9 protein-coding genes and 1 pseudogene are annotated in these 14,000 nt (G+C 73.3%); 1 reads left to right on the top strand and 9 read right to left on the bottom strand.

What is annotated here, in order from left to right:
* The first annotated feature begins 28 nt into the window (after positions 1-28).
* Positions 29-1,507: a protoporphyrinogen oxidase gene (gene hemG / locus OG788_RS45215; RefSeq protein ID WP_406368654.1), complete on the top strand. Its 1,479-nt coding sequence runs from the start codon at positions 29-31 to the stop codon at positions 1,505-1,507.
* Positions 1,508-1,667: 160 nt separating this feature from the next.
* Here hemG and OG788_RS45210 read toward each other — a convergent pair whose 3' ends face one another.
* The 9 genes and pseudogenes from OG788_RS45210 to OG788_RS45170 all read right to left on the bottom strand — a co-directional run bounded on the left by OG788_RS45210 (position 1,668) and on the right by OG788_RS45170 (position 13,716).
* Positions 1,668-3,419, bottom strand: a complete 1,752-nt coding sequence (locus OG788_RS45210) for an FAD-dependent monooxygenase (protein WP_406368656.1) — start codon at positions 3,417-3,419, stop codon at positions 1,668-1,670.
* Positions 3,420-3,613: 194 nt separating this feature from the next.
* Positions 3,614-4,072 (bottom strand): pyridoxamine 5'-phosphate oxidase family protein, encoded by a 459-nt coding sequence (locus tag OG788_RS45205; RefSeq protein WP_351544455.1) that lies wholly within the window; start codon positions 4,070-4,072, stop codon positions 3,614-3,616.
* A 105-nt stretch (positions 4,073-4,177) separates the two neighbouring features.
* Positions 4,178-5,575: pseudogene (locus OG788_RS45200) on the bottom strand (GntG family PLP-dependent aldolase); the annotation flags it as partial.
* A 5-nt stretch (positions 5,576-5,580) separates the two neighbouring features.
* Positions 5,581-7,068 carry an aldehyde dehydrogenase family protein gene (locus tag OG788_RS45195; protein ID WP_406368658.1) on the bottom strand — a complete coding sequence of 496 codons (1,488 nt, stop codon included), beginning with the start codon at positions 7,066-7,068 and terminating at the stop codon, positions 5,581-5,583.
* The gene (locus OG788_RS45190; RefSeq protein WP_406368660.1) at positions 7,065-8,162 is read right to left on the bottom strand and encodes a hypothetical protein; all 1,098 of its coding nucleotides are present in this window, start codon (positions 8,160-8,162) and stop codon (positions 7,065-7,067) included. The genes OG788_RS45195 and OG788_RS45190 overlap by 4 nt, the downstream gene beginning before the upstream one ends.
* Complete coding sequence (locus OG788_RS45185) at positions 8,104-9,945, bottom strand: asparagine synthetase B family protein (RefSeq protein WP_406368662.1); 1,842 nt, start codon at positions 9,943-9,945, stop codon at positions 8,104-8,106. The genes OG788_RS45190 and OG788_RS45185 overlap by 59 nt, the downstream gene beginning before the upstream one ends.
* On the bottom strand, positions 9,933-10,946 hold the full coding sequence (locus tag OG788_RS45180; RefSeq protein WP_406368663.1) for an alpha/beta hydrolase: 1,014 nt from the start codon (positions 10,944-10,946) through the stop codon (positions 9,933-9,935). Before OG788_RS45180 ends, OG788_RS45185 begins: the two co-directional genes overlap by 13 nt.
* Complete coding sequence (locus OG788_RS45175; RefSeq protein WP_406368665.1) at positions 10,943-12,349, bottom strand: MBL fold metallo-hydrolase; 1,407 nt, start codon at positions 12,347-12,349, stop codon at positions 10,943-10,945. Before OG788_RS45175 ends, OG788_RS45180 begins: the two co-directional genes overlap by 4 nt.
* A complete protein-coding gene (locus tag OG788_RS45170; RefSeq protein ID WP_406368667.1) occupies positions 12,349-13,716 on the bottom strand; it encodes a formylglycine-generating enzyme family protein in 1,368 nt (455 codons plus the stop codon). The genes OG788_RS45175 and OG788_RS45170 overlap by 1 nt, the downstream gene beginning before the upstream one ends.
* Positions 13,717-14,000: the final 284 nt, after the last annotated feature.

Raw genomic sequence — 14,000 nt, 5'->3', positions numbered from 1 at the left:
CGACACTAACCATGAAGGATCTGGTGGAATGGCTGGCACCGAACGGGATCAGGCGAGTGGAAAGCCCCATGTGGTCATCATCGGGGGTGGTATCGCGGGACTGGCGGCGGCGTTCTATCTGCGCAACGAGCCGGTCCGGATGACGGTCCTGGAGGGATCGTCACGGATCGGCGGGAAGCTGTCGGTCTCCGAGGTGGCGGGGGTCGCGGTCGACGAGGGCGCCGAATCGCTGTACGCCAACCGACGCAAGACCACCGGGCTGGTCAAGGAGACCGGGCTCGGCGAGCGGATCATGTCGGCGGGCGTCACCGCGTCGGCGATCTGGACCAGGGGCGGCATCCGGCAGCAGCCGGACCGTCAGTTCATGGGCGTGCCCTGCGACATGGACGGCCTCGCCCGTTCCGGGGTACTGTCCGCGGCGGGACTCGACCGGGCCCGCCAGGACCTGGTGCTCGCGCCGTCCGAGCGGGACGGCGACGTCTCGGTCGCGGCCCATGTCGCGGGACGGCTCGGCCAGGAGGTCGTGGACCGTCTCGTCGACCCGTTCCTCGCCGGGGTGTTCTCCGGCCGCGCCGAGGACCTGTCCTTCGAGGCCACGCTGACCCCGCTGGCCAAGGCCTCCCGCGCGCACGTCTCGCTCGCGGACGCGGCGGGCTCGCTGACGCCGCAGCTCGCGCCGGGCGAGAAGCCGCCGCCGGTGAGCGTGGCGACCCTGGACGGCGGGTTCGGTTCGCTGCCCCCCGCGCTCGTGCGGGAGGTGCTGGCCGCCGCACCCGACGCGTCCGTGCGCACCGGAGCCGGTGTCCGCGAGCTCACCCGTACCGCGGACGGCTGGCGGCTGACGGTGGGCACGGGCGGCGCGAGGGAACACATCGACGCGGACGCCGTCGTCGTCGCCGTCCCGGCCGGCCCGGCGAGCAGCCTGCTCTCCGGGGTCTCCGGGATGGCCCCGGCCGTCTCGGAACTGGCCGAAGTCCCCTACGCGAGCGTCGCGATGGTCACGCTCGCCTACCCGCGCGCGGCGTTCCCCGGCGGGCTCTCGGGCCGCGGATACGCCGCCTACCGGGTGCCCGCGGTGGAGAAGAAGGCCGTCAAGGAGGTCACGTTCACCACCGTGAAGTGGCCGCACCTGGCGGGCGAGGTGGAGATCGTGCGCTGCTCGCTCGGGCGTTTCGGCGAGGAGCACCTGCTGCTGCGCGACGACGCCGATCTCGTCGCGCTGGCGACGGCCGAACTCGCCGAGGCCACCGGGGTGAGCGGTGTCCCGGTGGCGAGCCGGGTGAGCCGCTGGCCCGACGCCCTGCCGCAGTACACCGTCGGTCACCTGGAGCGGGTGCGGCGCATCCGTGAGGCGGTGGCGGCCCAGCCCGGACTCGCGGTGTGCGGGGCGCTGTACGAGGGGGTGGGCGCCGGGGTGTGCATGGCCACCGCGCGCAAGGCCGCCGACCAGGTCCTGGCCTGGCTGAAGTCGGACGCGGCCGCCCGGTCCGTCGCGGCCGGAGTCTGAGGAAGCCGGTCCGCAGCGCACGTCCGCCCGCAGCGGGGTGTGCCGGGGGACGCGAGAAGGGGGCCGTGCCCGGTGATCGGGCACGGCCCCCTTCTTCTTTTCGTGTTCCCCGGCGCGTTGTTCCTGGCGTGTCCGTTCCTGGCGCGCTTTCCTGGCGCGTTCAGCGGTCCAGGAGGGCGGCGAAGACCTCGGTGAGGATCTGCTCGGGGTCCTCGCCGGTGCCCGTGGCACGCCAGGCGACGTGCTGGTCGGGGCGTACCAGGAGCGCGCCGGCGTCGGTGATCTGCCGGACGGCCTCCCATCCGCCGTCCACGTCGGCGAACTCGGCGCCGGTGCCGATGCGAACCGTGCTGATGGGGACGGAGAACTTCTGCGCCGCCTTCTCGGCCGCCTCGCACCACGGTGTGCCCTGCGGGCCGGTGATCAGGGTGAAGGCGGTCGGGGTGGTGAGGTCGAGGGTGGACAGGCGTTCGCCGTCCCGGGTGATCCAGGCGTGCGGCAGCCGGTGTCCGGGGCGGGACGTGGGCCGGTGCTCGTCGCGCATGGGCACGCGCGCCGGCGGCTCGCTGCCGTCGGGGACGATCGCGCCCTGTTCGTAGGCGAAGCCGACCTCCATGTCGAGCGACTGGCATCCGCCGCGGTGGGTGTGGAACATCTCCAGGGCGCGGGTGCGCACGGTGTCGCCGAGCGGGGACGGGTCGAAGTAGGCCGCCAGCCGCTGTCCGCGGCGCCCGGCGGGGACGTTGTGGCCCAGCCCGATGGCGTCCATGAGGGCCTGGTGGTGGACGGCGGCGGAGGTCGCCCAGTCGACGTTCTCCCGGCCCACGGGCCGGCGTTCGGCCTCGTAGGTGTCGATCAGGCTGTCGGGGGCGCGGCCGCTGAGCACCGCGGCGAGCTTCCACGCGAGGTTGTGGACGTCCTGGATGCCGGTGTTGAGGCCGAGTCCGACGGCGGGCGGCTGGCGGTGCGCGGCGTCACCGGCGATCAGTACCCGGCCGACCCGGTAGCGGTCGGCGAGGTGCGCGTGCACGATCCAGTCCGTGACCTTGTGCACGGTCACCTCCAGGTCCGGCAGGCCCAGGAGTTCACGGATGCGGGGTATGACCGTCTCGGTGTCCCAGCGGCCGGGCGGGCCGGGGGCGAAGTGCAGGCCCCACTGCTCGCAGGCCTTGCCCCAGCTCGGTCCCATCTCGATGAGGTTGCTGGACAGGTCGGGGTCCTCGGGGCTGAGGAAGTGCGTGATGAGCGTGCCTTCCTCCCACCACGGGGACAGATCTGCGGAGAAGTACGCGGTGGTGGTGTTGACCAGGGAGGGCGGTCCCTCCATGCGGATGCCGACCGCGGGTCCGACCATGCGGCCGCCGTCGGCGCCGATGAGGTACTGCGCCTTGACGGTGGTGGTCTCACCGGTCTCGGTGTCGCGGATCTCGGCCAGGACGTGGTCGCCCTCGTCGGAGAAGGCGGTCACCTCGTGGTGGAACAGGACGCGGCCGGGGCCGCGCTGTTCCGCGTGGCGGCGCAGGATCGGCTCCAGCCACATCTGCGGCAGCTTGGCGGGCAGGACGGGCCCGACCTTCGCGTAGCTCTCGCGCAGTGTGCCGCCGCCGAAGGCATCCATCTCATGGATCAGGCGGCGGTCCATCGGCCCGTCGCCCGCGAGCGTGGTCTGCCAGCGCACCTTGCCGAACAGTTCCAGCGGCGCCGCCTCGGCGAACACGTCGTCGGCGATGCCGTGCCGGCGGAAGATCTCCATCGTGCGCTGGTTGAGATAGTGCGCCTTCGGAATCCTCGATGTGTCCGGGTGCCGTTCCACCAGCAGATGATCGACGCCCTGGTCGGACAGGAACACGGAGGCGGACAGGCCGCATCCGCCGCCGCCGACGATCAGGACCGGAACCTCGATGGCTCCCATATTCGCCCCTCCAGAATTGACAGATGCCTTGCCTGTCGCAGCCTGTCAAAGCGCTCTTCAGCGCCGGTCAAGAACGACTGGACCTCGCGCCGCCGGCCGCTCGCACGGCAGACCGGCCGACGGCCACGACAACGACAACGGCGGCAGTGGCAGTGGCAGTGGCGGCGGCGGCGAGGGGCCGGGTTCCCGGGTGGTCAGTCGAGCCAGGCGCCGTCGCGCATGAGGGTGCGTCCCGCCAGCTCGTTCGCCTCCCGCCAGGCCTGGACGCGGCGCGGCCGGATCCGGAAGTACTGGTAGGGCGCGTCGGTCTCCTTGCGCGGGTCGAAGCCGGTCTTGGCCGCGAACGCCTCGCACGTCTTGTCGCCGAGGTCGGCGCTGTCCACCGGCTCCGCGACGCCGTCGACGATCACGACGTCGCGGGTCGGGCCGACACCCAGGCGCACCTGGGCGTCGGCCAGCAGGTTGCGGCCGGTGACCGAGGTCCGCGGTGTCGAGACGAGGAACGCGGTCCCGTCCCAGAGGTAGGAGAGCGGGACGAGGTGGACGCCGCCGGAGGCGCCCGCTGTCGCGACCCACAGGTCGACGTCGTTCTCCAGCCTCGCGCGGGTGTCGCGCAGCCGCTCCTGCGGTCCACGCGGTGGCACGTCCGTCATGTCTTCCTCCAGGGTGTCAGGAAGAGCTCCCCGTACGGGAGTTCTCCGTCGGTCGCCGGCCGGCCCCGGCGCCGTGGCGGCCACGGCCGCCACGGCGCCGACGGCCTCGCGCACACCGATCATGTCGTGTGCGCGGTGCGTCACGAAGCGCACATGATGGTTGGGCAGCGGCAGGACGCGCACGCCGTGGCCGGCCAGGCGCGCGGCGCACTCCTGCGCGCTCAGCCCGGCCAGGCGCGCCATGACCATGTTGGTGGGCCGGGGCGGGCGCATGACCGTGACGCCGGGCAGGGCGGCGAGGCCGTCGGCGAGCGCGGCGGCCCTGCGGTGGTCGGCGGCCAGGTCGGGCAGGCGGCGAAGCGCGATCAGCGCGGGCGCGGCGGCCACGCCCGCCTGGTGCAGGGAGCCGCCCAGCCATCCCCTCAGCTCGCGGGCGTAGGCGATGTACGCGGACGTCCCGCACAGCAGAGCGCCGACCGGCGCGCCGAGCCCTTTGGAGAGGGAGAAGGCGATGCTGTCCGCGGGTCCGGCGAGCTGGGCGGGCGGGACGTCCAGGGCCACGGCCGCGTTGGCGAGGCGGGCCCCGTCGAGGTGGAAGTGCGCGCCGTGGCGGTGGGCCGACGCGGCCACCGAGCGCATCGCCGCGGCGTCCAGGGCGTTGCCCGCGTGCATCATGCTCGTGTTCTCCACACAGACCACGGTCGGCCGGTCCGCCGGGGCGGACAGCAGCGCGGCCAGGGCGTCGAGATCGGGCAGGCCGTCGGGGCGCTGGTCCACCGGCGTCACCTCGATGCCGCCGAAGCGGCGCAGCCCCGGTGACTCGAGGAACGCCATGTGGGTGCCGGCGCCGGCGATCAGACGCGGCGGCGGAGATCCGGGGCCGAACGCGGCGAGCGGGGCGAGCAGGTTCGCCATCGTGCCGGTCGGGAGGAACAAGGCGGCCTCGGTGCCCAGCAGTTCGGCCGTACGCCGTTCGAGCAGGGCGACGGTGGGGTCGTCGCCGTACACGTCGTCACCGACCTGGGCTCGGGCCATCGCCGCGCGCATCCGCGCGTCCGGCACGGTACGGGTGTCACTGCGGAAGTCGAGCCGCGCACAGGCGGGTTGGGCGGAGGCGGGCTGCGGGGTGGCGGAGGGCCGGGCCAAGGGCCGCGCGGATGTGGGGTGTTGGGCGAGGTACGGGGTGGCGGCGGGCCGCGGGATCGAGGGCCGCAGGGTCGAGGAGCGCGGGGCGGCGGGCCGCCGGCTCGGGGTCTGTGCGGCAGGCGGCTGCGGGGCGGAGGTCTGCGCGGTCGGGGTCTGCGCGGCAGGCGGCTGCAGGGCGGAGGTCTGCGCGGTCGGGGTCTGCGCGGCAGGCGGCTGCAGGGCGGAGGTCTGCGCGGTCGGGGTCTGTGCGGCAGGCGGCTGCGCGGTGGAGGTCTGCGCGGTCGGGTGCGGTGGGGTGACGGAGGGCCCGGTCAAGGGCCTTGCCGTCGGGGGGTGTTGGGCGGGGGGTGGGGGCATCGTGGCTACCGCCCGGTCCGGTGGGCCACCCAGACGGCGCGGGGCCGGGTGTAGCCCTCCACGGCGTGGATGCCCAGTTCGCGGCCGTACCCGGACTGGCCCATGCCCGAGACGCTGACCGTCTCCTGGGTGTCGCCCCAGGTGTTGACCCATACCATGCCGGCGCGCAGGGCGCGGGTGAACCGTTCGGCGCGGTCGGTGTCGGAGGTCCAGACCGACGCCGACAGGCCGTAGGCGGTGTCGTGGGCGAGGTCCAGGGCCTGGGCGTCGGTGTCGAACGCGGCGACGGACAGCACCGGGGCGAAGAGCTCCTCGCGCCAGGCGCGGGTGTCGAAGGGGGCGCCGTCCACGATGACCGGGTGGACGTAGAACCCGCCGTCGAGGTCGCTTCGGACCTCGCGGCGGCCGGGCGGGAGGATCACCCGCGCGCCGCGTTCCGCCGCCTCCTTCACCGCCCGGTCCGCGCGGTCGGCGGCCGCCCGGCTGATCAGCGGGCCGAGATCGGTGCGGGGGTCCTCGGGCCGGCCGACGCACAGGGCGCCGGCGAGTTCGGCGACGCGGGCGACGAACTCCTCGTGCACGGCCCGGTCCACGATCAGGCGGGTCCCGGCCACGCACATCTGGCCGGTGTTGCCGGTGAAGCCGGCGACGACCGCCCGCGCGGCCGCGTCCAGGTCGGCGTCGCGGAAGACCACGACGGGGCTCTTGCCGCCCAGTTCCAGCGAGACGGGCTTGAGGCCGTCCGCGCAGCGCCGGGCGACCTCGCGGCCCGCCGCCGTCGAACCGGTGAAGGAGACCATGGCGACGTCAGCGTGCTCGCACAGCAGCCGGCCGGTCCGGGCCCCGCCGTGGACGGCGGTGAGCACACCGGGGGGAAGCACGTGGGCGGCGTTGTCGGCCAGGCGGCGCACGGACAGCGGTGTCTCGGGTGCCGGTTTGACGACGACCGTGTTGCCGTACGCGAGCGCCGCGGCGATCTTCCAGACGGCCAGCAGGAGCGGGTAGTTGTTCGGGCAGATCGCCGCGCACACCCCCACCGGGACCCGGTCGGTGTAGGTGCGCATGCCGGGGCCGGCCGGGTGGGTCTCCCCCACCGGGTAGCGGGCGGCGGCGGCGAACCAGTCGACGACGTCGGCGGCGAAGTCCACCTCGGCGGCGGCACGGGCGGTGGGCTTGCCCGCGTTGCCGCGTTCCAGCGCCGCGAGGTGGTCGCGGTCCTCGCGCAGCAGGCCGCCGAGTTCGCGCAGCAGTTGGGAGCGGCGGGCGGCGGAGGTGTCGGCCCACACGGTGCGGAACGCGGTGTCGGCGCGGGCCACGGCGTCGGCGACGCCGGGCCCGTCGGTGTCGGGCACATGGGTGAGGACGCGGCCGGTGGCGGGGTCCAGGACGGGCCGTCGCGCCGTCCCGCCGGCATCCGGCAGGCCGGTGACCGCGGGACCGGTGGCGACGGGGCCGGTGGTGGCGGGGCCGAGGGTGCGTTCCGTGGTGGTCACCCCAGCACCTCCGCGTTGCCGGCCAGGCGCAGTCCGGTGTCGATGGCGGTGAGCAGGGTGAAGAACGTGTCGCGTCCCAGGCCGGTGCCGGCGCTGGACAGGAGTCTGAGGTCGTAGCCGTCGGGGTGCTGCCACCAGGCGTCGCAGGCTCCGAACTCAGCGCTGAGGTAGCCGAGATGGACCGGGCGGCCGCCGAGGTCGCGGGTCTCGGCGGTGGCGGGGTGCTTGTCCCTTTGCGGCGGGAACCGAAGGCGTCCGCCGCCGGTGCGCTGGGCGGTCAGGCGCAGTTCGCCGCCGGCCGGGGTGGCGTAGACGACGTCGAGTTCGCGGACGGTGGTGCCGTCGCCGTAGGTGGCGGCGCTGTCGGCGTGGAAGGGGCCGGCGGTGAGCGGGATTCCCTGTTTGCCGAGGAAGGCGGTGAGGTCGGCCGAGGGGGTCCAGTGGCCCTCGTGGGTGCGGCCGCGGCGCTGGAAGGCGAAGACGCCGGTGGGCACGGCGACCGTGTCGGCCCGGTGGCGGGCCCAGTAGCTGAGTTCGGAGAACGGGGTGGCCAGGATCCGGGGCAGCGCCTCGGGTACGGCCGGGCGCAGGGCGGCGTACAGGGCGATGATCTCCTCGTCGGTGAACTCGCCTTCGAGTACGGAGAGTTCGACGGTGGTACGGGCCATGCGGGCGCTGCCGGCCCGGTGGCCGAGGTAGTCGGTGCCGAGCCAGACCACGCGGTCCTCGCCGATCTCGTGGGGGCGGGTCTCGCTGCCCCACAGGCAGGGGTGGTCGGCGGCGGGGAAGGCCCAGTCGTAGAGGAACTGTTTGAGGCGCAGCCTGCGTCCGCCGCCGGAGATCTCGGTGCGGTAGCCCGAGGGGTTGGCGTCGCTCCAGGGGGTGCGGCCGGCGGCGTCGACGCGGCCGGGGGGTGCCTCGCGGCGCAGGGTGCCGGTGCGGGTGTCGCAGCCCCGGGGCAGTTCGGCGGGCTGCCAGAGCACGAAGGTGCACCAGGGCTGGGCGCTGGTCTCGTCCAGCACCGGGGGGACGGGGTCAAGGTCGGCCGCGTGGTGCAGGGCCTGCGGGCGCCATCGGGGGACGGAGTGGCTCACCGTGACTCCTCGGGTGGGTTGTGAGCTCGTTGAGGTGGTCGGTCCAGGCGGAGGCCGATGCCAGGAACATCCATTCGCCGACGCCGAGTTCGGCGCGCAGGGCGGCGGGGGGTGCGGGCAGGCCGAAGGGGGTGCCGAGGCCGTCGGCGAGTTCGGTCAGGCGTCGGGTGTATCCGGGGTCGGCGGGGCTGGGGAAGCCCTGTTTGCGGCGGGCGCGCACCGAGTCGGGCAGCAGGTCGGCGAGTGCTGCTTTGAGGAGGCCTTTGTGGGTGCCGGGCTGGTTGGTGTCCTTGAGGTGTTCGGGGCAGCGGAAGGCCAGTTCGGTCAGGGCGACGTCCTGGAAGACGGGCCGGTCCTCCAGGGTGAAGGTGGCCGAGGTGGCGTCGACCATGTCGTTGACGTAGACGAGGAAGCGGCGCATCAGGTGGTGCCGGCCGCGTTTGAGGGGGGAGGCGGTCTTCAGCGCCCGGTACTCGTCCAGGGTGCGTTCCCACACCCGGTCGGTCACCGTGGTCATGTCGACGTCGAGTTCGTGGGCCATCCAGCTGATGAGGCGGGCCCAGACGGGCCGTTCGTCGGCGTGCAGGCAGTGGGTGAGGTAGTGGCGTCCGTGGATGTAGGTGGGGGCGTAGGGGTCGACGACGGGGAAGTAGCGGCCGTCCTGGTATCCCCAGAGTTCGTCGGCTCCGTGTCCGGAGTAGACGACGGTGTTCTTGTCGTCGGCGATGGTGCGGTAGAGGTGGTGCATCGCCAGTTCGGCGCCGTGCAGCAGGGGCCGCATCAGCCGGGTGGGCAGGACGGGCACCAGGGCGGCGGCGCTGTCGCGGTCCAGGTCGCAGACGGTCAGCGGGATGCCGAGACGGGCGGCGACCTCGGTGGCGTAGGAGACGTCGTCGCCGGAGCCGCCGATGCCGTCCTGGTAGCGCAGGACGTATCCGTCCAGGGGTACTCCGGTGCGGGTCAGGGCGGCGGCGATGGCGGTGCTGTCGACGCCGCCGCTGAGGACGGCGGCGCGCGGGACGTCGGACACGGACCGTTGGTGGACGGCCCGGTCGAAGGCGGCCCTGATCTCCTCGGGCTGGATCGGGTCGTCGACCGCGGCGGGTTTCCAGTAGCGGTGGGTGCTGGTGTGCGGGCGGTCCAGGAGGAGGTATTCGGCGGGCTGCAGGGAGCGGATGCCGCGCAGCCAGGTGTGGTCGTCGGCGGCGTCCATCCGGATCCAGGAGCGCAGGAGGAATTCCTCGGGGTCCACTTCGGGGCTCACCAGGCCGGTGCGCAGCAGGACGCCCTGTTCGGAGGCGAACAGCAGGGCGCCTTCGGTGACGGTGTAGAAGAGGGGTTTGACGCCGAAGTGGTCGCGGGCCAGGACGACGCGGCCGGTGGTGGTGTCGTGCCAGGCGAGGGCGAACATGCCGTCCAGCGGGCGCAGTGCGTTCCCGGGGTCGTCCTGGCGGCAGATCTGCTGGAGGACGAACTCGGTGTCGCAGGTGGTGCGGCGCTCCCACAGGGGTGGTGCGGGTGAACGGGAGCCGTAGACCTCGCCGTTGTGGACCAGCGTGATGCGGCCGGTGGGGTCGGTCATCGGCTGGTCGCCCGCCTCGGTGCGGTCGCGGACCGCCAGGCGGGTCGCGCACAGCATGACGGTGCCGCACGCGGAGACGTAGGGGGCGCAGGCGGCCTCGCCGCGGTGGGCCATGGCGTCGGTCATGGTCCGGCCGAGCGCGTCCAGCCACGCGGGGTCGCGCCGTCCGTCCAGGCTGATGAAGCCCGCTATGCCGCACACGTGTCGCTCTCCGGTTCCTGCCCGTGCCGCCAGGTCTGCCACAGGTGGGCGAGGGCGTCGGTGAAGACGTGCTCGATGCCGTGGTGTCCGCCCGTGTGCTCCTCGTAGACGTGGGGGACGTGGTGGGTGTCGAGGGCGGCGTGCAGGGCGCGGGCTCCCCAGTGCATGCCGTATTCGTCGCGTTCGCCGACGCCGAGGTGGAGCAGGCCCAGGGCGGTGAGCGGGGCGGTGTGGGCGGGCAGCATGCGGACGGGGTCGTGGGTGAGCCAGCGCTGCCACACCCGGTCGCGGAACACGCCGGTCACGGGGTCGCAGGGCAGGGCGTCCTGCGGGGTGGTGCCGGGCCGGTCGGCGTAGCACATGCCCATGGCGATGATGCTCATCGCGACCATGAAGGGTCCGTCGTGCGGGCCGCTGTCGCGGCGGGCCAGCAGGGCGTCGACGCCGCCGGCCGCCCGGATGGTGTCGAGGGTGGCGGGGAGCAGCGGCAGATAGCTGTGTTCGAAGCCGGCGTCGGGCGAGCAGGCGATGACCGCTCCGAACAGCGGGGAGGTCATGCCGGCGACGAGGGCGCCGTAGCCGCCGCTGGATTTGCCGCCGATGGCGCGCCAGGCGGGCTGGGCCCGGGTCGCGAAGCGGCGGTCCACTTCGGCGACGATCTCGGCGAGGTGGCCGGCGTAGCGGCCCGAGGCGGCGGAGTCGAGGTACTGCGAGCCGCCGTAGGCGGTGGTGCAGTCGGGCACGACGAGCAGGGCGGGCGGTACCCGGCCGTCGGTCATCGCCTGGTGCAGGCGGTCGGCGACGGATGTGCCGAAGGCCAGGGCCCGGTTGCCGAGGCCGGGGTGGGCGCCGAATCCCGGCAGCCAGTAGATGACCGGGTAGCGGCGCACGCCGTCGTATCCGGGCGGCAGGTGCACCTCGATGCGGCGGCGGTGGGGGTCGCCCAGCGGGTTGCCGCGCAGGCAGGCGCTGTCGTAGGTGATGACGGCGGGGGTGTTCACGGGGTGCTCGCCTCTCGCAGTCGGCGGTCCATGTGGCGTGTGTAGAAGGACGGGTGGTGGAAGACCGCGGAGAGCAGGACGCCGTCGCTGGCCCACAGGCCGAAGGAGCTGCCGAACAGCAGGTCGGCGTCGAGGAGGGCCTCGAGGGTGCTCGCCGCGATCTCGGTCCAGCCCTCGCCGCCGGCCAGGTGGGCGCGGGCCGGGCCTTCGCCGAGCCGGGTCACCCGGTCGGCGACCGGGTCGAGGAGGAAGGCGGTCTGGGTGCCGTGGTCCTCGTACAGGGAGATGACGTGGCGTCCGGCGCCGTCGTCCAGGGCCCGGTACCAGTAGTCGGTGGCCACCAGGCGGTCCAGGAGTTCGCGCAGCAGGTGTTCGCCGCTGCGGCTCTGGCGGCCGTGGCGGTCGGCGGCGGCGTCGAAGGGGGGCACCGGGGTGGCCGGGTCGAGGGTCACCTCGGCGTAGAGCCGGTCGAAGTCGTAGGCGGCGGGTGCGACGGGTCCGTCGGTCAGGGCGGCCTTGCCGTCGGCCGCCTCGATCACCTGGCCGGGTCCCCACAGCAGGCCGTCGCGGCCCAGTTCGTCGAGCCGGCGCAGGGCCTGGACGGGGGTGAAGGGGAACATGGTCGTGTTGCACCAGGAGTAGTCGCGTGCGCCGTCGCCGCTGACGCGCCAGCCGAAGGAGGAGGGCACGGTCACGGCGGCGGGGATCGCCTCGACGTAGCGGTCGAAGGTGGCGGCGGCGCGGGCGCGGACCGCGTCCGGGTCGGCCAGGGGGCGGCGTTCGGTCAGCACGCCGGGCGGCGAGACGCTGTGCGCGGGGACGAGGACGGCGTCCAGCCGGGGTGCGTCGTCGCGGCGGAAGGCGGCCACGGTCTGCTCGTGCAGGAGGGCGTCGCCGCACAGCATGACGGCCGCGTCGGCCGTCTGCACCAGCACGCTCATCTCGGGGAACGGCACGGCCGAGGGGAAGGTCCGCAGGGTCGCCGCGCCCAGGGTGAGCGTGTCGCCCGGTGTCACCGGGTGCAGGTGCTCGAAGCCCAGGCGGCGCAGGGTCCAGGCGATCGCCTGGTGTCCGAGCCCGGAGGCGGTCAGCCGCGGCGGCACGGGGCCGGCGGGGTAGATGCAGGTGACGGCGGAGCTCTGGCGGGGGCTGTCGTCGAAGTCGACGTCGGCGCCGTCGGCGAGCTGCCGCAGGGAGGGGAAATGGTGGTGGTCGAAGTGGTGGTGGCTGAGGACCACGTAGTCGACGCCGTCGTCGAGGACCTGGCGGACCAGGTCGTGGGGCAGCGGCGGGTGGTGTTCCCAGAAGCGGTCCAGGCGCTGGGTGAGCCAGGGGTCGAAGAGGATCCGCTCGCTGCCCGTCTCGACAAGGACCGCGGCGTGGCCGAGCGAGGTCAGGCGCATCAGGTGCTCGTCTCGTACACGCAGCGGAAGCCGACCTCGTTGTGCCGGTCGGTGATCAGGTCCTTGCCGCGGTAGAAGGTGGTCAGGCAGGTGGGCGGTGAGGTCCAGGTGCCGCCGCGCAGGACGTGGAAGGCGTCCTTGCGGTTCATGAAGTCCAGCGGGTGGCGTCCCTGGAAGAAGGGGTCCATGTCCTGGCCGGTGTAGAAGTTGGTGCGGGTCAGTTCCCACACGTTGCCGGACATCTGCAGGGCCCCGTAGGGGCTGGCGCCCTGCGGGAGGGCGTCGGCGGGCAGCACCGGGTGGTCGGGCCGCTCGCCCTGTTCGACGGTGACCAGCAGGGCTTCGAGGGAGTCGAGGTCGCTGACCTGCTCGCCGAAGGACCGCTCGACGTAGTTCACCCGTGCGGGGTCCCAGTCCTGGCCCCAGGGGTAGCGGCGGCCGTCGACGCCGCGGGCGGCCTTCTCCCACTGGATTTCGCTGGGCAGGGCGCCGCCGGCCCACTTCGCGAAGGCGTAGGCGTCGTACCAGTCCAGGCCCACGACCGGCAGGCCGGGCGCGTTGAAGCGGACGTCGTGGCCGTGCGCGGGGCGGTGGGAGCGCTCGAGGGGCTGGTCGGGGTGGTCGAACTCGCCGGAGTCGCCGACCTCTTCGAGGAAGACGCGGTAGCGGGCGTTGGTGACGGTGGTCCGGTCGATGAGGAAGGCGGGCACGTCGACGGCGCGCAGGGTGCTGTCGTCCTGTGCCATGCGGAAGGCGTCGGGTTTCTCGTCGGCGCCGATGATCGCCGGGCCGCCCGGCACCGCGATCACGTCGGTGTGGCGGCGGGGCCGGCTGCGCGCGGCCTCGATCCGGGTCCGCATGTCGGTGAAGTACTCGTCCTCCAGGCGGCGCAGTTCGGCGGGGTCGCGGGTGCCGAAGACGGCGATGAGGGCGCGTTTGGTCAGCGCCGCGCCGCAGCCGACGGGCTTGCGCGCCCAGTCGGGCCGGGTGAAGTTGCTGGGCCAGCCGGAGATGCGGATGAGGTCGGGGACGGCGGCGGCGATCCGGTACTGGGTGATGACCTTGAGGGCGGTGAAGGCGACCCAGTCGACCGTGTCGTGGGTCGCGGCGGCCACGGCGCTGCCGGCGGCGGGGTCGTCCGCGTGGTGGGCGGCCAGCAGCCGCACCGCGCCGGCGCGCACCGGCCACTCGGGGTGGGCGGCCACCAGGCTCGCCAGCAGCGGCACCCCGTCGGCGGTCGGTGCCTTCTGTCCGGCCAGGTCGACGACGCGTTCCACCGAGGCCCAGTAGCGGTCGTCGGTGGAGTCGTCGATCACCAGCAGGTCGGCGGGAAGGTCGATGACGTGGGAAACGCGATTGCCTACCATTTCTGCCTCTCTCGGGACGACGTGCCGCCCGTACGGAATTCCCGTACGGGCGGCGCGTACTTCGCTGTCAGAGGATTACCACTTGCTGGTCTCCTCGTCCGCGTCACGGGTCTCCATAAAGGTGCGGTCGCTCATATTCCACTCCTTTCGCACATAGCTTTCGATGCGGCCGAACGGCCTCATGGCCCGAGAGGATACGCAGAGCGCCGAAGGGGTGGCAACGAACCGTTTTCCGGCTCGTCTTGAACATGAACGCCCTGTGATACATACGGGTAAATTCGCGG

The sequence above is a fragment of the Streptomyces sp. NBC_00647 genome (assembly GCF_045207245.1).
In the GTDB taxonomy this organism is placed as follows: domain Bacteria; phylum Actinomycetota; class Actinomycetes; order Streptomycetales; family Streptomycetaceae; genus Streptomyces.
Note: the sequence above shows the minus strand (reverse complement) of the source record. Positions and strands in the feature narration are given on the sequence as shown.

Coding starts and splice junctions, on each gene's coding strand:
- OG788_RS45175 (WP_406368665.1), bottom strand. CDS start 12,349: ATGCGCCTGACCTCGCTCGGCCACGCCGCGGTCCTTGTCGAGACGGGC.
- OG788_RS45205 (WP_351544455.1), bottom strand. CDS start 4,072: ATGACGGACGTGCCACCGCGTGGACCGCAGGAGCGGCTGCGCGACACC.
- OG788_RS45210 (WP_406368656.1), bottom strand. CDS start 3,419: ATGGGAGCCATCGAGGTTCCGGTCCTGATCGTCGGCGGCGGCGGATGC.
- hemG (WP_406368654.1), top strand. CDS start 29: ATGGCTGGCACCGAACGGGATCAGGCGAGTGGAAAGCCCCATGTGGTC.
- OG788_RS45170 (WP_406368667.1), bottom strand. CDS start 13,716: ATGGTAGGCAATCGCGTTTCCCACGTCATCGACCTTCCCGCCGACCTG.